15 protein-coding genes are annotated in these 18681 nt (G+C 72.3%); 4 read left to right on the top strand and 11 right to left on the bottom strand.

Annotation, left to right across the window (positions count from 1 at the left end; translation table 11 throughout):
• Positions 1-99: 99 nt before the first annotated feature.
• Positions 100-972: a winged helix-turn-helix transcriptional regulator gene (locus ACF08N_RS24505; RefSeq protein WP_392326811.1), complete on the top strand. Its 873-nt coding sequence runs from the start codon at positions 100-102 to the stop codon at positions 970-972.
• A 172-nt stretch (positions 973-1144) separates the two neighbouring features.
• On the opposite strand, the gene pdxH is transcribed toward ACF08N_RS24505, so the two are convergent.
• The gene (pdxH, locus tag ACF08N_RS24500; RefSeq protein WP_392326901.1) at positions 1145-1768 is read right to left on the bottom strand and encodes a pyridoxamine 5'-phosphate oxidase; all 624 of its coding nucleotides are present in this window, start codon (positions 1766-1768) and stop codon (positions 1145-1147) included.
• 429 nt (positions 1769-2197) lie between these two features.
• On the opposite strand from pdxH, the gene ACF08N_RS24495 reads away from it, so the two are divergent.
• A complete protein-coding gene (locus ACF08N_RS24495; RefSeq protein WP_392326810.1) occupies positions 2198-3298 on the top strand; it encodes a citrate synthase 2 in 1101 nt (366 codons plus the stop codon).
• Between the two features lie 54 nt (positions 3299-3352).
• Here the strand turns inward: ACF08N_RS24495 and ACF08N_RS24490 are convergent, their stop codons facing one another.
• Genes ACF08N_RS24490 through ACF08N_RS24445 form a run of 10 tightly spaced genes read right to left on the bottom strand, consistent with a single transcriptional unit; the run spans position 3353 to position 14374 of the window.
• The gene (locus ACF08N_RS24490) at positions 3353-3754 is read right to left on the bottom strand and encodes a PIN domain-containing protein (RefSeq protein WP_392326809.1); all 402 of its coding nucleotides are present in this window, start codon (positions 3752-3754) and stop codon (positions 3353-3355) included.
• Positions 3751-4002: a hypothetical protein gene (locus tag ACF08N_RS24485; protein WP_392326808.1), complete on the bottom strand. Its 252-nt coding sequence runs from the start codon at positions 4000-4002 to the stop codon at positions 3751-3753. Before ACF08N_RS24485 ends, ACF08N_RS24490 begins: the two co-directional genes overlap by 4 nt.
• Before the next feature lie 48 nt (positions 4003-4050).
• Positions 4051-4647: a TetR/AcrR family transcriptional regulator gene (locus tag ACF08N_RS24480; RefSeq protein ID WP_392326807.1), complete on the bottom strand. Its 597-nt coding sequence runs from the start codon at positions 4645-4647 to the stop codon at positions 4051-4053.
• The gene (locus ACF08N_RS24475; protein WP_392326806.1) at positions 4635-5366 is read right to left on the bottom strand and encodes an enoyl-CoA hydratase family protein; all 732 of its coding nucleotides are present in this window, start codon (positions 5364-5366) and stop codon (positions 4635-4637) included. The genes ACF08N_RS24480 and ACF08N_RS24475 overlap by 13 nt, the downstream gene beginning before the upstream one ends.
• A 6-nt stretch (positions 5367-5372) precedes the next feature.
• Positions 5373-6956, bottom strand: coding sequence for a 4-coumarate--CoA ligase family protein (locus ACF08N_RS24470; protein ID WP_392326805.1), 1584 nt, complete (start codon positions 6954-6956; stop codon positions 5373-5375).
• A 46-nt stretch (positions 6957-7002) separates the two neighbouring features.
• Positions 7003-8133 carry an acyl-CoA dehydrogenase family protein gene (locus ACF08N_RS24465; protein WP_392326804.1) on the bottom strand — a complete coding sequence of 377 codons (1131 nt, stop codon included), beginning with the start codon at positions 8131-8133 and terminating at the stop codon, positions 7003-7005.
• Entirely contained in the window at positions 8130-10031 is a 1902-nt protein-coding gene (locus ACF08N_RS24460) for an acetyl/propionyl/methylcrotonyl-CoA carboxylase subunit alpha (RefSeq protein WP_392326803.1), read from the bottom strand. The genes ACF08N_RS24465 and ACF08N_RS24460 overlap by 4 nt, the downstream gene beginning before the upstream one ends.
• A 10-nt stretch (positions 10032-10041) precedes the next feature.
• Positions 10042-11652, bottom strand: coding sequence for an acyl-CoA carboxylase subunit beta (locus tag ACF08N_RS24455; protein WP_392326802.1), 1611 nt, complete (start codon positions 11650-11652; stop codon positions 10042-10044).
• Positions 11649-13559, bottom strand: coding sequence for an acyclic terpene utilization AtuA family protein (locus ACF08N_RS24450; protein ID WP_392326801.1), 1911 nt, complete (start codon positions 13557-13559; stop codon positions 11649-11651). Before ACF08N_RS24450 ends, ACF08N_RS24455 begins: the two co-directional genes overlap by 4 nt.
• Positions 13556-14374, bottom strand: coding sequence for a TIGR03084 family metal-binding protein (locus ACF08N_RS24445; protein ID WP_392326800.1), 819 nt, complete (start codon positions 14372-14374; stop codon positions 13556-13558). Before ACF08N_RS24445 ends, ACF08N_RS24450 begins: the two co-directional genes overlap by 4 nt.
• A gap of 424 nt (positions 14375-14798) precedes the next feature.
• Here ACF08N_RS24445 and ACF08N_RS24440 point away from each other — a divergent pair, with 424 nt between their 5' ends.
• A complete protein-coding gene (locus ACF08N_RS24440; RefSeq protein ID WP_392326799.1) occupies positions 14799-16703 on the top strand; it encodes a galactose oxidase-like domain-containing protein in 1905 nt (634 codons plus the stop codon).
• Positions 16704-16758: 55 nt separating this feature from the next.
• Positions 16759-18591, top strand: coding sequence for a Dyp-type peroxidase (locus tag ACF08N_RS24435; RefSeq protein ID WP_392326798.1), 1833 nt, complete (start codon positions 16759-16761; stop codon positions 18589-18591).
• Positions 18592-18681: the final 90 nt, after the last annotated feature.

Raw genomic sequence — 18681 nt, 5'->3', positions numbered from 1 at the left:
GGCCGTAGTGAGTCTCCTTTAGGAACTTACAATGAGTTTCTATCGGGAACTCACTCGATGGCGCAAGATGGGTCCGCACCCCCGGGAAGGAGCCGGACGATGGTCAGAGCGGTACCCGAGCGCGACGCGGCGTGCGCGATCGCGCAGGCGGCGGCCGTCGTCGGCGACTGGTGGAGCCTGCTGCTCGTACGGGAGACCGCGCGGGGCCGGCACCGCTTCGACGAGCTCCAGCAGGAGCTGGGGATCTCCCGCAAGGTGCTCGCCGAGCGCCTTGCGCATCTCGTCGACAGCGGTGTGCTCGAGAAGGTCGCCTACCAGCAGGGCCCGGTGCGGTACGAGTACCGGCTCACGGCCGTCGGGCGCGCGCTGCTGCCCGTGCTGGTGTCGATGCAGGACTGGGCCGACCGCTGGCTGCTCGGCGACGGTACGCTCACCGCCTCCGCGGACGAGCACGGCGCCGACGCCCACCGGATGCACGAGCTGCCCGGCACCCGCCTGCCGCGCCTGACCCTGCCCGCGCACACCGGCACGGCCCTGGACCCGGTGGACCCGGACAGCCGCGCCACCGTGCTGTTCTGCTTCCCGGCGACCGGGCGCCCGAGCCCGCTGCCCGACGGCTGGTCGGACATCCCCGGCACGGTCGGCTGCACCCTGGAGAACCGCCTGTTCCGGGATGCGTACGGCGACTTCACCGCGGCGGGCGTGGCCGTGCGCGGCGTCAGCACGCAGCGCCCGGACGAGCAGCGCCGGTTCGCCGAGGAGGAGGACATCCCCTTCCCGCTGCTGTCCGACATGGACGCCGCGTTCGCGGCGGCGCTGCGGCTGCCGACCTTCCGGGCCGGCCAGGCGCTGCGGCTCAAGCGCGCGGTGCTGGTGGTCGACCGGGAACGCGCCGTGCGGCACGTGCAGTTCCCGGTGGCGGACATCCCGGCGGCGGTGGAGTCGTCACTCGACGTCGCGCGCGGGCTGTAGGGGGTGTCTTGTCGATCAGGCCGGATCAGCGAGCGGCGTCTGGTGCCGTGCATCGCAAGGCGGAGGAGGGAGGCGACGCGGAGCGTCGGCGACCGACGACAACGCGGCGAGGCGCGGTGCCAGGCGTCGGGAGCCCGGCAAGATCGGCGAGACACCCCCTAGGGAGGGACCTCTACGGCGCGAGGCGTTCCACGCGCCAGCCGCCGTCGGTGCGCACGTACCGCAGCCGGTCGTGCAGCCGGTTCTCGTGCCCCTGCCAGAACTCGACCGCGTCCGGCACGACCCGGATGCCGCCCCAGTGCGCGGGGGCCGGGACCTGGGCGTCCTCCGGGTAGCGTGCCGCGAGCTCCTCGTAGCGGCGCAGCAGTTCGGTGCGCGAGCCGATCACCGACGACTGGTCGCTCGCCCAGGCGCTGAGCTGCGAGCCGTGCGGGCGGGTGCGGAAGTACGCGACGGTCTCGTCGCGGCCGATGCGGGAGGCGGTGCCGGTGACGACGATCTGGCGCTCCAGCGGGTGCCAGGGGAAGAGCAGCGAGACGTACGGGTTGGCGTCGATCTCCCGGCCCTTGCGGGAGTCGTAGTTCGTGAAGAACACGAAGCCGCGTTCGTCGTACTGCTTGAGCAGCACGGTCCGGGAGGAGGGCCGGCCGTCGGGTGTCGCCGTGCAGACGACCATGGCGTTGGGTTCGTGCAGCGCCGCGGCCGCGGCCTCGGCGAACCAGCGGGAGAACTGCTCCATGGGCCCGCCGGCCAGCGCGGACTCGTCCAGCGGCGTTGAGCGGTACTGCTCGCGCATGACGGCGGGGTCCGGGACGACGAGCTCGGTATCGGACGGGGCCGGCGCGGGGAGCCCGGAGACGGTCACGTCCGGGGCGGCGTCGTACGGCCCGTGGCGGCGCGGGCCTGCGGCATCGTGGGCGGCATGGTCGGTCACGGGGACATCCTGCCGCAGGCCCCAGTTTGCCCGGCACGGAGTGCCGCCAATCCTCCCGGCGGGAATCGGGGCAGTGTGCCGGATGTCACGCTTCCCCGCATCGGACGGACCGGCCAAAATCTTGGGTCGGGCCACTGTGCCCTCCCTACAGCAGGGGATATCGTGCCTGCCTTCCCGGCGGTTGGGTGACCACCGACCGCACGGGGCATCACCGGGGTGACCGCCCCCGCCGTACACACGGCACAGCACGTCCGTGCACACCTTGTCGTACACATCTCGAGGAGCCGCCTGATGTCCGACTTCGTACCTGGACTCGAAGGAGTCGTCGCGTTCGAGACGGAGATCGCCGAACCGGACAAGGAGGGCGGCTCGCTCCGCTACCGGGGCGTCGACATCGAAGACCTGGTCGGGCAGGTGTCCTTCGGCAATGTGTGGGGCCTGCTCGTCGACGGTGCCTTCAACCCCGGCCTGCCGCCCGCCGAGCCGTTCCCGATCCCCGTCCACTCCGGTGACATCCGCGTGGACGTGCAGTCCGCGCTCGCGATGCTCGCCCCGGTGTGGGGCCTCAAACCGCTCCTCGACATCGACGAGGCGCAGGCCCGTGACGACCTGGCCCGCGCGGCCGTGATGGCGCTGTCGTACGTCGCCCAGTCGGCTCGCGGACAGGGCCTGCCGATGGTGCCGCAGAGCCAGATCGACAAGGCCGAGTCGGTCGTCGAGCGCTTCATGATCCGCTGGCGCGGCGAGCCGGACCCCAAGCACGTCAAGGCCGTCGACGCGTACTGGACCTCCGCCGCCGAGCACGGCATGAACGCCTCGACGTTCACCGCCCGCGTCATCGCCTCCACCGGTGCCGACGTGGCGGCGGCCCTGTCCGGTGCCGTGGGCGCGATGTCCGGCCCGCTGCACGGCGGCGCGCCCTCGCGCGTGCTAGGCATGATCGAGGAGATCGAGCGCACCGGCGACGCGGCCGCGTACGTGCGGCAGGCCCTCGACAAGGGCGAGCGCCTGATGGGCTTCGGCCACCGCGTCTACCGCGCCGAGGACCCGCGGGCCCGCGTGCTGCGCCGTACGGCGAAGGAGCTGGGTGCGCCGCGCTACGAGGTGGCGGAGGCGCTGGAGAAGGCGGCGCTGGAGGAGCTGCACAACCGCCGTCCGGACCGGGTGCTGGCGACGAACGTCGAGTTCTGGGCCGCGATCATGCTGGACTTCGCCGAGGTCCCGGCGCACATGTTCACGTCGATGTTCACCTGTGCCCGTACGGCGGGCTGGTCGGCGCACATCCTGGAGCAGAAGCGCACGGGCCGCCTGGTGCGCCCCTCGGCGCGCTACGTGGGCCCGGGGGCGCGCAGCCCGCGCGAGATCGCGGGCTACGAGGACATCGTGGGCTGACGGCCGTCACCGGCGGACGGGGTGCGCGTGACGGGTCCCGCGCACCCCGTGTGCTCAGATGCCGATGAGGTGGACCCGGCCGTCGCAGAGGCGGGCCATGTCGTCGACGTCGGAGGTGAGCATCACGACCGGCCCCGGCTGGCGCAGGGCCATCTCGGCGACCGTGGCGTCGATGGCGTACTTGTGGCCGTGCAGGCCGGTGCCCTTGAGGAGGCGGGCGGCCGCGCGGGCGGACTGTTCGGTGACGGGCTCGACGTTCACCCGCGACAGCAGCCACTGAAGCCGGGGAAGGCTCACTCCGTCATACATCACCTCGACGATGGTGTTGGCGCAGACGACGAGCCTCGCTTCCACGTTGTAGAAGTGCTGGATCTTCGCCGTGATCTTGCGGTCCTGCGCGATCCAGGCCGACAACCCCTCGGAGTCGAGGACGACGGTGTTGATGCGGTCGTTCACGCTGCCCTGGCCGAGATGTTGCCGGGGTTCATCGCCTGGTCGATCTCCGCGCGCGCCTCGGCCAGCTCCTCCTCGGTGAAGGCGCCGAATTCCTCCTGATAACGCTGCAGTTCCTCACCCAGCAGCACGTGCCGTATCCGGCGGTCGACCGCCTCGGCCACGAAGGCGGACACGTTGTCCGTGAGCTTCTTCAGCTCCTCCACGTGCTCCGTGGGGAGAGTCACCGTGATACGCGTGGTCTCAGCCATACGGTCAGCATACCGCAGGAATGCATACTCTCGGTATGCAGATACGTTTCACCGCAGCCCCTCCTCCACCAGCGCCGCCCACTGCTCCACCACCCGCTCGCGACGGGCCGCGTCGTCGGTGAGGAGGTTCGCGAGGCCCAGGCCGCGGGCCATGTCCAGCAGGCCCTGGACCGTCTCGCGCACGCCGGGACGTGACTCGTCGGCGTCCAGCAGGCGTACCGCGATGCGGTGGGTCTCGCGGCCGACCCTCGCCTCCAGCTCGGTCACGCGAGGACGCAGCTGCTCCTCGTTGGAGGCGGCCACCCACAGCTGGAGCGCGGCGCGGAACAGCGGGCCCGTGTACAGGTCCACCAGGGCGGCGACGACCGATGCCCGGTCCTGGACGGGCAGCTCCCGCAGCGCCTGCGAGCGTTCCTCGGCCACGTATTCGACCGCCGCCGTGAACAGGTCCTCCCGTGTCGGGAAGTGGTGCTGCGCCGCGCCGCGGGAGACCCCGGCGCGCTCGGCGACCACCGACACCGTCGAGCCGGCCCAGCCGACCTCGGCCAGGCACGAAACGGCGGCCTCCAGCAGCCGCTGCCGGGTCGCCCGGCTGCGGTCCTGCTTCGGCGCCTTCGCCGCCGGGGGCGGCGTCACAACACCCATGCGGGATCCCGTCGTTCGAGAAAGGCCGTCATCCCCTCCCGGGCCTCGGGCGACGCGAACAGCGACGCCGAACGCCGGACCAGGTCCTCCGCGTCCCGGTCGAAGGTTTCCAGCACCCTAGCCGTGACCAGCTGCTTGGACGCGGCCAGCCCCTGCGGCGACGCCCTGCGCAGCCCCTCGACCAGCGGCGCCAGCGCCTCGTCCACATCGGCGGCGGCGAGGGTGAGCAGCCCGGCGCGGGCCGCCTCGGCGGCGTCGAACCGTTCCCCGGTCAGGTAGTACCGCTCGGCGGCCCGGGGGTCCATCCGGGGCAGCAGCGGCAGCGAGATCACCGCAGGCGCCACCCCGATCCGCACCTCGGTGAACGCGAAGTCCGACACGCTCGTCGCCACCGCGATGTCGCACGCCCCGACGAGACCGAGCCCGCCGGCCCGCACCTGGCCCGCCACGCGCGCCACGACCGGTTTGGGCAGCGCCACGATCTGCCGCAGCAGGGCGACGAACGCGTACGGGCTCGGCGGCGCCTTCAGGTCGGCGCCCGCGCTGAACGTGGTGCCGGTGTGCGTGAGCACCACGGCCCGTACGGCCTCGTCCTCGCCGCATGCGGCCAGCGCCTCGGCCAGCTCGCCGACGAGCCGTGCCGACAGCACGTTGTGGCGGTCCGGGTCGTCCAGCGTCAGGGTGGTGATGCCGCGGTCGCGGTCGGTGCGGATCGTCATGCGGTTCTACTCCTCGCTGCGGTTCTCGCGGTCCCTGAGCTCACGTCGAAGGATCTTCCCCGACGCGGCGCGCGGGATGCCGCCGGTGAACTCGACGCGTCGCACCCTCTTGTACGGCGCGACGCGCTCGGCGACGAACGCCGTGATGTCGTCCTCGGTCAGTTTCTCGGCGCCCGGCTGCCGCACGACGTACGCCTTCGGGACCTCGTTGCCGTCATCGTCCACGACGCCGATCACCGCCGCGTCCGCGACCGACTCGTGGGTGAGCAGCAGCGCCTCCAGCTCGGCCGGGGCGACCTGGAAGCCCTTGTACTTGATGAGTTCCTTGACCCGGTCGACGACGAACAGCCAGCCGTCCTCGTCGACGCGTCCGACGTCCCCGGTGTGCACCCAGCCGTCGGCGTCGATCATCGCCGCGGTCGCGTCGGGTCGGCCGAGGTAGCCCTTCATCACCTGGGGGCCGCGGATGGCGATCTCGCCCTCCTCGCCGGCGCCCACGTCCTCGCCGGAGCCGTCGAGGACGAGGAGGCGCATCTCGGTGTTCGGCAGCAGCAGCCCCACGGCGCCCGGTGGCGGGTTCTGTGCCGAGAGCGGCACGACATGGGTGCCCGGGGACAGTTCGGTCATCCCGTACGCCTGCCGCACCGGCGGGAGTCCGAGCCGGCGCGAGCACGCCTCGCCGAGCCGGGCGTCCAGCGGGGCGGCCGCGCTGACGATGTACTCCAGGGACGACAGGTCGTACTTCGCGACGGCCGGGTGCTTGGCGAGCGCGAGGACGATCGGCGGGGCGACGTACAGGCCGCTGATGCGGTGTTCCTGGATCGCCGACAGGAAGGGGTCGAGCTCGAAGCGGGACAGCACGACGACGGTGGCGCCCTGCCGCAGCGGGGCGTTCATCAAGGCGGTCAGCCCGTAGATGTGGAAGAACGGCAGCACCGCCAGGATGCGGTCGCCGGGGCCCATCGGGACGAAGGGCTCCAGCTGCGCCAGGTTGGTGGCGATGGACCGGTGGGTGAGCATCACGCCCTTGGGCACGCCGGTTGTACCGGACGAGTACGGCAGGGCCGCGAGGTCCTCGGACGGGTCGATCGCCACCTGGGGTTCGGGCGCGGTCGAGGCGAGCATGTCGGGGACGCCGACGTGCCCGACGGCACGGTCGCAGACGAAGATCTCCTCGATCCCGGCCGCGATCTCGGCCGCCCGGCGGGCGACCTCCAGCAGCGGCGAGACAGTGACGATCCAGCGGGCGGATGAGTCGCGCAGCTGCTTCGCGAACTCCTCGGCCGTGGCCAGCGGATGAACGGTGGTCACGGCCGCGCCGGCCCGCGTCGCCCCGTAGAACACGGCCGGGTAGGCGATCGTGTTCGGGCTGTGCAGGGCGAGCACGTCGCCCTTGACGAGGCCGGCGTCGGCGAGCGCGGCGGCGATCCGCCGGTGGGAGGCGTCGAGCTGCCGGTAGGTGACGGTGGTGCCGTTCGCGCCGTCGACGAGGGCGACCGTGTCGCCGTACTCGGCGGCCCGGCCCAGCACGGCCTCGTGGATGGGTTCGACGACGGCCGGGACATCTGCGTAGCTGCTGCGGAACACCATGACGGCCCCCTCGACGGGTGGGTACGGACGGCCAGGATGTCGTCTGTCAGTACGACTTGGGGAGACCCAGGGACTGGTGGGACACGTAGTTCAGGATCATCTCGCGGCTGACCGGGGCGATACGGGCCACCCGGGCCGCGGTGATCAGCTTCGCGAGACCGTACTCGCGGGTGAGTCCGTTGCCGCCGAGGGTGTGCACGGCCTGGTCGACCGCCTTCACGCACGCCTCGCCCGCCGCGTACTTGGCCATGTTCGCCGCCTCGCCCGCGCCGGCGTCGTCGCCCGCGTCGTACAGGGCGGCGGCCTTCTGCATCATCAGCCGGGCGAGCTCCAGCTCGATGTGGGCCTGGGCGAGGGGGTGCGCGATGGCCTGGTGGGCGCCGATGGGGACCTGGAAGACCTGGCGCTCCTTGGCGTACGCCACGGCCTTGGCGAGGGCGTGGCGGCCCATGCCGATGGCGAAGGCGGCGGTCATGATGCGCTCGGGGTTGAGCCCGGCGAACAGCTGGAGCAGCCCCGCGTCCTCGTCGCCGACGAGCGCGTCGGCGGGCAGCCGCACGTCGTCGAGCACGAGCTCGAACTGCTTCTCCTGGGCCTGGAGTTCCATGTCGATGGCGGAGCGGTGGAAGCCCTCGGCGTCGCGGGGGACGATGAACAGGCAGGGTTTCAGCTTTCCCGTACCGGCGTCCTCGGTGCGTCCGACGATCAGCGTGGCGTCCGCGATGTCGACGCCCGAGACGAAGACCTTGCGGCCGGTCAGCGACCAGCCGTCGCCGGTCCGACGGGCCGTGGTCGTGATCCGGTGCGAGTTGGATCCCGCGTCGGGCTCGGTGATGCCGAACGCCATGCTCAGGCTGCCGTCGGCGAGCCCGGGCAGCCAGGTGCGCTTCTGCTCCTCGGTGCCGAACCGGGCGATGACGGTGGCGCAGATCGCCGGCGACACGATCATCATCAGCAGGGGGCAGCCCGCCGCGCCGGACTCCTCCAGTACGATGGACAGTTCGCTGATGCCGCCGCCTCCGCCGCCGTACTCCTCGGGGAGGTTCACGCCGAGGTAGCCCAGCTTCCCGGCCTCGGCCCACAGCCTGGCGCGGTCGTAGTCCTGGCCGTGCCGCCTGCCGAGGGCGGCGACGGCGGCGCGCAGGTCCTGGTGGTCCCGGCTCTCCATGACGGTCATGACGCGATGTCCTCCTGGGCTTCCGGTATGTCCTGTACGACGGCGAGCAGGGCGCCGACCTCGACCTGGCGGCCGGGGCGGGCGTGGAGTGCGGTGAGCGTGCCGGAGGCGGGAGCGACGATCCTGTGCTCCATCTTCATGGCCTCCAGCCACACGAGCGGCTGTCCCTGGACGACCCGGGCGCCCTCGTGGACGCCGTCCCCGACGCGCACGACGGTCCCGGGCATGGGCGCGAGGAGCGACCCGGGCTCGGCCCGGCCGGCGCGGTCGGTGAACCGGGGGGCCGCGGTGAGGATGTGGGCGCCGGCGGGGCTGTCGACGTACACGGTGTCGCCGTGGACGCCGACGTCGTAGGCCCGTACGACCCCGTCGGTCTCCAACCGCACGCGGGACGGGGTCGCCTCGACGGCGCGCACGCCGGGGCTGCCGGGGAGCACGTAGCCGCCGTCGCGGGCGGGCCGGTAGCGGACCTCGTGGCCGTTGTACGTCTTGATCTGGTCCTGGGAGGCGAGGTTGCGCCAGGCCCCGCCGAACCGGCCCCCGCGCGCGGCCGCGTCGGCGAGCGCGGCGGCCACGGCGGCGTGCGCCTCGCCGGGTGCGGGGGCGGTGAGCGCGCCGAGATGGCGGTCGTAGAACCCGGTGTCGAGGCGCGCCGCGGCGAAGTCGGGGTGCTCCAGCGACCGTACGAGCAGGTCCCGGTTGGTGACCGGCCCGTGCACCCGGGCCCGCCGCAGGGCGTGCGCGAGCCTGCGAACGGCCTCGGCGCGGGTGGGCGCCCAGGCGACGACCTTGGCGAGCATGGGGTCGTAGTGCACGCCGATGGTGTCGCCGGCCGCGTACCCGGAGTCGACGCGGATGCCGGGAGCGCGGCCCGGTACGTCGAAGGCGTGCAGCACGCCCGTCTGCGGGGTCCAGCCCGAGGCCGGGTCCTCCGCGTACAGGCGGGCCTCCACCGCGTGGCCCGCGGCCGGCGGCGGGTCCGGCGGCAGGGCGGCGCCCTCGGCGACGGCCAGCTGGAGCGCGACCAGGTCGATGCCGAAGACGGCCTCGGTGACCGGGTGCTCCACCTGGAGGCGGGTGTTCATCTCCAGGAAGTGCGCCCGGCCGTCGGCGCCGACCAGGAACTCCACCGTGCCCGCGCCCGTGTACCCCACGGCCCGGGCCGCGCGCACGGCCTGTGTGTGCAGCGCGTCGACGAGCCCCTGCGGCAGTCCCGGCGCCGGGGACTCCTCGATCACCTTCTGGTGGCGGCGCTGGAGCGAGCAGTCCCGTGTGCCGAGCGCCCACACCGTCCCGTGCGTGTCGGCGAGGATCTGGACCTCCACATGGCGGCCGTCCTCCACGTACGGCTCGACGAACACCTCTCCGTCACCGAAGGCGGAGGCCGCCTCGGAGCTCGCCGCCTCGAGTGCGCCGGGCAGCACCGCCAGGGAGCGGACCACCCGCACCCCGCGGCCGCCGCCGCCCGCCGCCGCCTTGACCAGGACCGGCAGGTCCGCCTCGGTGACGTCGGTCAGCGGCGCGAGGCCCATCAGCTCCTTGGCCCGGGTCTTCGACGCCATCGCCTCGATGGCCTCGGGACGCGGGCCGACCCAGATCAGCCCGGCGTCCAGCACGGCGCGGGCGAAGTCCGCGTTCTCGGACAGGAATCCGTACCCCGGGTGCACCGCGTCCGCGCCGGCCGCCAGCGCCGCCTTCACGATCAGGTCGCCGCGCAGGTACGTCTCCGCGGGCGCGGCGCCCGGCAGCCGTACCGCCGCGTCCGCCTCCCGTACGTGCAGGGCCGAGGCGTCGGGGTCGGAGTGGACCGCGACCGTCGCGATCCCGAGGTCACGGCAGGTGCGGAAGACGCGACAGGCGATCTCGCCGCGGTTCGCGACCAGGACAGAAGCAATCACGGAAGAGTCCTCACATCCGGAAGACGCCGAAGCCGCCGCGGGCGCCCTCGACCGGTGCCGTGTGGATCGCGGACAGGCACAGGCCGAGCACCGTCCGCGTGTCACGGGGGTCGATGACCCCGTCGTCGTAGAGCCGCCCCGACAGGAACACGGGCAGCGACTCGGCCTCGATCTGCTGCTCGACCATCGCGCGCAGCCCCGCGTCGGCCTCGGCAGCCTTGTCGTCGTAGGGCTGCCCCTTCGCCGCCGCCGAGGCGCGGGCGACGATCGACAGCACGCCGGCCAGCTGCTGCGGGCCCATCACCGCCGATTTGGCGCTCGGCCAGGCGAACAGGAACCTCGGGTCGTACGCCCGCCCGCACATGCCGTAGTGCCCGGCCCCGTAGGAGGCGCCCATCAGCACCGACAGGTGCGGGACACGGGAGTTGGACACCGCGTTGATCATCATCGCGCCGTGCTTGATGATGCCGCCCTGCTCGTACTCCTTGCCGACCATGTAGCCGGTGGTGTTGTGCAGGAAGACCAGGGGGATGTCGCGCTGGTTGGCGAGCTGGATGAACTGGGCCGCCTTCTGCGACTCGGCGCTGAACAGCACCCCCTGCGCGTTGGCGAGGATCCCCACCGGGTAGCCGTGCAGCCTCGCCCACCCGGTCGCCAGACTGGGCCCGTACAGCGGCTTGAACTCGTCGAAGTCCGAGCCGTCCACGATCCGGGCGATGACCTCGCGCGGGTCGAACGGCGTCTTCAGGTCCTCCGGCACGATGCCGAGCAGCTCGTCGGCCGCGTATTTCGGCTCCTGCGCGGGACCGGCCGGATCGGGGTGCGCCTTGCGCCAGTTGAGGCGGGCGACGATACGGCGTGCCTGGCGCAGCGCGTCCTGCTCGTCGAGCGCGAAGTGGTCGGCGAGGCCGGAGGTGCGGGCGTGCATCTCGGCCCCGCCGAGCGACTCGTCGTCGCTCTCCTCGCCGGTCGCCATCTTCACCAGCGGCGGCCCGCCGAGGAAGACCTTCGACCGCTCCTTGATCATGACGGTGTGGTCGGACATGCCGGGGACGTAGGCCCCGCCGGCGGTGGAGTTGCCGAACACGACCGCGATCGTGGGGATCCCGGCCGCCGAGAGCCGGGTGATGTCGCGGAACAGCGCCCCGCCGGGGATGAAGATCTCCTTCTGGGACGGCAGGTCCGCGCCGCCCGACTCGACGAGCGAGATGCACGGCAGCCGGTTGGCGTACGCGATCTCGTTGGCGCGCAGGGCCTTCTTCAGCGTCCACGGGTTGGACGCGCCGCCACGCACCGTCGGGTCGTTGGCGGTGATCAGGCACTCGACGCCCTCGACGACGCCGATACCGGTGACGATCGACGCGCCCACGGGATGGTCGCTGCCCCAGGCGGCGAGCGGCGACAACTCCAGGAAGGGGGTGTCGGGGTCGAGCAGCAGCTCGATCCGCTCGCGCGCGAGCAGCTTCCCGCGCCCCCGGTGCCGGGCGACGTACTTCTCGCCGCCGCCCGCGAGCGCCTTGGCGTGCTCCGCCTCCAGATCGGCGATGCGGGCGAGCATCGCCTCGCGGTGGGCGGCGTATTCGGGGCCCGTCACATCGACGGCCGAGCCGAGAACGGTCACAACAAAGCCTCCGGGATGTCGACGCAGCGGGCGCGCAGCCACTCGCCCAGCGCCTTGGCCTGCGGGTCGAAACGGGCCTGCGCGGCGACGCCTTCGCCGAGGATCCCCTCGACGACGAAGTTGAGGGCGCGCAGGTTGGGCAGCACGTGCCGGGTGACGGGCAGCCTCGCGGTCTCCGGGAGCAGGACGCGCAGCCGCTCGGCGGTCAGCTCGTGGGCGACCCAGCGCCAGGCGTCATCGGTACGGGCCCAGACACCGATGTTGGCGTCGCCGCCCTTGTCACCACTACGGGCACCCAGGACGAGACCGAGGGGGGCGCGACGGGTCGGGCCGGGCGGCAGGGGTTCGGGCAGCGCGGGCCCGCCGTCGGCGGGAAGCACGTCGAGGGAGGGCTGTGCTCCGGGCGGCACGTCGCCGTCCGCCGCCGCCACGGCAGCGGGGCCACCGGGCCCGCGTGCCGGGCCGGGAGCGGCGGTGGCGTCGGGGGCGGGGCCACCGCGTGCCGGGCCGGAAGCGGCGGTGGCGTCGGGCTCGGCGGCGAAAACTACTGCGCCGCGGGTCCCGGCCGTTGTGGCCGCCCGGCCGGCGGCCGGTGGGATGTCGACGGTCCGGCCGTCCGGCAGGACCGCCCAGTGCGGGACCGTGTCCGCCCGTACGTACACCGCCTCGAACACCCCGTACGGCGCCCCCTTGCCCGGTGGGGACGTCACATGGAAGCCGGGGTAGCTGCCGAGCGCGAGCTCGATCGCTGCGCTGCTCACCGCGCGCCCCACGCGCCCGGCGTCCGGGTCGCGCACGACGAGCCGGAGGTACGCGCTGGCGCGCTCCTGCGTGTCGGCGTCGGCCGCGTCCGTGCGGGCCAGCTCCCAGCGCACCTCGGCGGGCCGCTGCTTGCCGAGCGCGTCCTCCAACTGGTCCCGTACGAGCCGGGCCTTGGCCTCGACGTCGAGGCCGGTCAGCACGAACACCACCTCGTTGCGCCAGCCGCCGATGCGGGCCCGCCCGACCTTGAGGTCGGCCGGCGGGGCCTCGCCGCGCACGCCGGAGATCCGCACCCGGTCCGGGCCGTCCTCCGCCAGCCGTACGGTGTCGAGCCGGGCGGTCACATCCGGGCCCGCGTACCGGGCGCCGCCCGTCTCGTACAGCAGTTGCGCGGTGACGGTGCCGATGTCGACGAGGCCGCCGGTGCCGTCGTGCTTGGTGATAACGCAGCTGCCGTCGGCGTGGATTTCGGCGAGGGGGAAGCCGGGGCGGCGGACGTCGTGGCCGGTGAAGAACGCGTAGTTGCCGCCGGTGGCCTGCGTGCCGCACTCCAGGACGTGTCCGGCGACGACCGCGCCCGCGAGCTTGTCGTACTCCTCCGGCCCCCAGCCGAAGTGCGCCGCTGCCGGACCGGTGACGAGCGCGGCGTCGGTGACGCGGCCGGTGACGACGACATCGGCGCCTGCGCGCAAGCAGGCGGTGATGCCCGCGCCGCCGAGATAGGCGTTGGCGGTCAGCGCGTCGGGGAACCGGGCGGAGAGGTCGTCGCCCTCGACGTGGGCGACGCGGACGGGGACGCCGATGCGTGCGGCGAGGGCGCGGACGGCGTCGGCGAGCCCGGCGGGGTTGAGGCCGCCCGCGTTGGTGACGATGCGGACACCGCGTTCCCGGGCGAGCCCGAGGGTGTCCTCCAACTGCCTCAGGAACGTCTTGGCGTAGCCCAGGCGCGGGTCCTTCAGGCGGTCGCGCCCGAGGATGAGCATGGTCAGCTCGGCCAGGTAGTCCCCGGTGAGCACGTCGAGCGGCCCGCCGGTGAGCATCTCGCGCACGGCGTCGAAGCGGTCGCCGTAGAACCCGGAGGCGTTCCCGACGCGCAGCGGCGCGCGGCGGCCCGGGAGGGCCGGTCCGGCCGCGGGGCGGCTCATCCGCGCCCACCGCCGTCCCCGCCGGGTCGGCGGACCCCCGGCTCGCGGCCCTTGCCGGGCGGCCCCGCGAAGGCCTGGGCGATGTCGAGCCAGCGGTCCGCGTCCGGGCCCGTCGCGTGCAGCGACAGATCCGCGCGGTGCGCCCGTTGCGTGACCAGGAGGCAGAAGTCCAGCGCCGGGCCGGTCACCCTCTGCGCCGCGTCCTTCGGGCCGTGGGTCCACAGTTCGCCGCCGGGTCCGGTCAGTTCGACGCGGAACGGCTCGGCGGGCGGGGTCAGCCCGTGCACCCCGTACGCGAAGTCCCGCGTCCGCACTCCGATGCGCACGATCTGCGCTAGCCGCGCCGTCGGCTTCCGTACGACGCCGAGCGCGTCGGCGACGTCCTGGCCGTGCGCCCACGTCTCCATCAGCCGCGCGGTCGCCATCGTCGGGGCACTCATCGGGGGCCCGTACCAGGGGAACCGGGCGCCGGGCGGGGCCTCGCGCAGGGCGGTCAGCAGCCGTTCACGGCCCTCGCGCCACCGGTCCAGCAGGTCGGCGGGGGGCAGGGCCGCGCCCTCGGCCGCCCCGTCGTCGACGAACGAGTCGGGCGCGGCGAGTGCCTTGTCGATCTCCGCGGCGAAGGCGTCCGGGTCGGTGACGGCCGTCAGCGCGGCCCGGTCGGTCCAGACGAGGTGGGCGATCTGGTGCGCGACGCTCCAGCCGGCGGCGGGTGTCGCGGCGGCCCACGCCCGGGGGGCCAGACCGGCGACCAGCCGGTCGAGTTCATCGCTTTCGCTGCGCAAGTCGTCGAGCACGGCGGCTGGTTCGGACACGTGACGCTCCCCTGTGGGCACGACGGTTCGTGCCCCGGAGCATGGCAGCCCTCCATAAAACAAGCAAGCGTGCTTGCTTTGATATTTCCGGCCACTCAGGGCCGGAATCCGCTCCCGGCCCAGGTCAAACGGCCTGCCGGCGCAGAATTGATTCTCTTTGAACCGCACGAGTGGTTCGGTGATGCGGCTCTTGCGGGCCCCACCGACATCACCTCTACCTTGATCACCGACCCACCCCTTCCCGCCGCATCCGCGGCTCGCCCCCGTTCGCCGACACGCGGATTCCGCGCGTCGCGGACGGTCACTCTCCGTGTTCATATGCCACAGTCAGTTACATCAGGGCTATTCCGCCTGCATATTCACTGCGCCTCGCCTCGGTGAGGCGTGCCTGCACGCGGAGGCCGAGAGGCCATGAGGAGTTCCTTTGTCACGACCAAGACTGTCCGCACTGATGTCGGCCTGCGCCGTCATCTCCGCACTCACCGCTCCCTTCGCCACCGCGTTCCCGGCGGTGGCCCACGACAGCGAGTCCACCTCGCAGTCCGCCTCCCGGGGGACGGAGGCCCAACCCGCCCCCGGCGCCGGCGCCGGCACCCGCGCCGGCGGCAAGGTTCCGGTGGACAAGGGCGAGGCCGCCGTGCTCGGCCAGGAGCACGCCGAGACGCACGCCAGGGCCCGGATGCGGGCCGAGGACCTCGGCGACTACCCGCAGACGACGCGCACGGCACGCCTGGAGTCGCTCGCCAAGTCCCAGTCCGCGCACAACGGCACGTTCAGCGCCCGGGAGTACGGGGCCTTCAAGGAGTACTTCCCGTCGCCCGACTTCGGCGTCCACGTGGCACAACTGCCCACGGGCAAGGTTCTGATGTTCTCGTTCGAGAGGATCGAGACGAACCCGACGAAGGAGACGGCGCCCACCCAGATCATCGGCAAGGCCAACGCGGGCCGGGCCTACCTCTGGGATCCCTCGAAGGGCAGCGGCAACGACGCGTTCAAGAAGGTCACGCCGCCCACGGTCATGATGCCGGACGGGAAGAACGAACCGCGGCCCGCGCCGTTCTTCTGTGCCGGCCACGCCTTCCTGCCCAACGGCATGCTCGGCGTCTTCGGCGGCAACCTCGGCGGCAACCACGGCTCCGGCGCCAAACTCTCCCTCGTCTTCGACCCGTGGACCGAGAACTGGTCGCTCAACAAGGAGATGTCGGTAGGACGTTGGTACCCGAGCGCCGTGACGGGCGCCGACGGGCGGATTCTCATCATGTCCGGCCAGTCCGAGCTCGGCTGGGCGACTCCCACACCCGTCGTCGAACGCTTCCCGGCCCTCGGCCACCCCGTCCCCACCACCAGGAACGACGTGCCCAGGGACGTCCCGGTGGACATCTTCAAGGCGGACGCCCCGTTCAAGCACGACTACCCGCATCTGTTCTCGCTGCGGGACGGCAAGATCTACGGCCTCGGCCGCGATCACGACCAGCAGTGGCTCTTCGACCCGGTCGCCGAGACCCGCACGAGCCTGCCGAACCGGCCCGACGCGTTTATGCGCAACTACGGCTCCGCGGTGCCTCTGCCCGCCGGCTTCCGCGGCCCCGACTCCGTCCTCGTCCTCGGCGGCAGCCGGGACGACCCGAACACCTACCAGCTCGTCGGCGGCCAGTGGAAGACGAAGGACGCCCGCGCCTTCGGCCGTACCCAGGACGACACGCTGATCCTGCCCGACGGCACCCTGTTCACCGTCAACGGCGCCTTCGACATCCGCGACTACGGCAACGGGCCCTACAACCCCAACGCCGACCTCAAGTACCGGCAGACCGAGATGCGGGACGCGGACGGCAACTGGAAGCTCGGGCCCGCCCAGCGGCTCCCGCGCGGCTACCACTCCAACGCCGTCGTCCTGCCCGACGGCCGGATCATGGTCACCGGCGACGAGGCCCAGCAGATCGCCAACGACCCGGACATCAACGACGACATGGACGGCAGCATCGAGATCTACGAGCCCGCCTACCTGCACAACGGCGACCGCCCCGACCTGGCCGCCGTGCCCCGGAGCAGGATCGGCTACGACGACCGGTTCACGGTGCTCACCCCGGACGCGGAGCAGGTCAGGCGGGCCGTCCTGCTGGCCCCCACCACGGCCACCCACTCGGTGAACTTCAGCCAGCGCCATCTCGACGTCCGGATCAGGAGCCGCGGCGACGGCTCCCTCCAGTTGCAGGCGCCGCCCTCGGCCCAGGCCGCGCCGCCCGGCTACTACATGCTCTTCCTCCTCAACGAGGACGGCGTGCCCAGCACGGCCAAGTTCGTGTCCTTCGGTCCGCCCGCCGCCAGGTGACGCACCGGCCCGAGTTCGACACAGGAAACCCACACCGAGGAACCGGAGGACGACAGTGACGGATCTGGCACTGCGGGAGAGCACGGAAATCCAGGGCGATGTGCTCGCAGGCTTCAAGAAGGACCATGTACAGCTGCTGTTCCTGAAGTTCGACGACGCGACGAGGGCGCGCACCTGGCTGCGGCGCCTGAAGCCGCGTATCGCCACGACGCGGCAGGTCGCGGCGTTCAACGCGGCCTTCAGCGCGGCGCGCCGCAACACCGGCGGCGACGACCCCAAGGCGCTCACCGCCGTATGGCGCACCGTCAGTTTCACCTACGGCGGTCTGAGGACACTGACGGGCAAGGACCCCTTCCCCAGTACCGCCGAGGGCACGACCCAGCACGCGTTCAAGCAGGGCTCGGCCGTGCGGGCCGGAATCCTCGGGGACACCGGCGACAACTCCCCGGAGAACTGGCTCTTCGGCGACAGCGTCTCGCAGCCCGTCCACGCCGTGCTCACCATCGCGGCCGACAAGGTCGGGGAGCTGCGGGCGGCCCTCGCCCACGAGCGGCAGGAAGCCTCCGTCCACAAGGTGGTGATCGTCTTCGAGCAGGACGGCGGCACCCTGGAGGGCGACCGTCGGGGCAAGGAGCACTTCGGATTCAAGGACGGTGTCAGCGAGCCGGCCGTCAAGGGGTTCGACCCGCCGGACCCTCAGCACCCCGAGTGGAAGAAGGGCAGCCCGGGCACCCGGATCATCCCGGCCGGCGAGTTCGTCATCGGTGAGGAGACGGTCAGCGGCAAGCCGTCCGATCTGCCGGACTGGGCGAAGAACGGCTCCTTCCACGTGGTGCGCCGGCTCGGCCAGGACGTGCCGGGCTGGTGGGCGCAGATCGGGGCGCGGCTGAAGGAGCTGAAGAACGCGAAGGCCGTGCCGCCGGAGGCCACCACGGAATGGCTGGCCGCCCGGATGGTCGGGCGCTGGCGCTCGGGCACGCCCGTGGCGAAGTGTCCGCACGCGGACGTGCCGTTCGACCCGGAGAGCGCGAGCGACAACGACATCAGCTTCGCGAACGACCTGGAGGGGGAGATCACCCCGCTCTTCTCCCACCTGCGCAAGACCAACCCCCGTGACGGCCTCGCCCTCAAGAAGGGCGACAAGCCCGTCCTCGAGAAGGGCGGGCTCGACGGCCGGCGCATCATGCGGCGCGGCATCCCGTACGGCCGGCCCTTCGACCCGGCGGGGGCGGGCGGCAACGGTCCCGACGCGGCGCGCGGTCTGGTCTTCGTCAGCTACCAGGCCGACCTGGTCAGGCAGTTCGAGTTCATCCAGAAGGACTGGGTGAACGACCCGAACTTCCCGCAGCGCGATCCCAAGGTCGGTACGGACCCGATGATCGGTGTCACGACGGATGTCTCCTTCGTGGGCAAGCAGGTGCGCTTCGAGCAGTTCGTAAGGACGGAGGGCGCGGTGTACGCGTTCGCGCCGTCGCTGTCGACCCTCGACCGCCTGGCCGACGGCAAGCTGGCGGACAACGCCCCGAAGATCAAGGTCCGGGTCACGGAGAACGGCAACCACGAGATCTCCGCCGTCTCCACCTTCGACATCGGCGACGAGGTCGACGCGGGCAAGGCGAAGCTGGTGCTCCAGGACGACGGCAGGCTCGTGGTCTTCGACGAGAAGGAGAGCCCCCGCTGGGTCTCGAAGAACCCGGCCACGAAGGGTGCCCGCGCCGTCTTCCAGGAGGACGGCAACCTCGTGATCTACACGCCGGACAACCAGCCGGTCTGGGCCTCGGTGACCGACGGCCACCCGGGAGCGTTCCTCGCGGTCCAGTCCGACGGGAACGTGGTGATCTACGACAAGGAGGGCGCGCCCCTCTGGAACACGAAGACGAAGCACTGACCGGGCGGTGACCCGCCCGAAGCAGCCCGCCGGGGGGACCGGCGGGCTGCGCGGGGTCCTGTCAGGAACGGACCTGGCTGCCCACACCCA

Origin of the sequence: Streptomyces sp. NPDC015127 (genome assembly GCF_043080095.1) — a bacterium.
Classification (GTDB): Bacteria; Actinomycetota; Actinomycetes; order Streptomycetales; family Streptomycetaceae; genus Streptomyces.
Note: the sequence above shows the minus strand (reverse complement) of the source record. Positions and strands in the feature narration are given on the sequence as shown.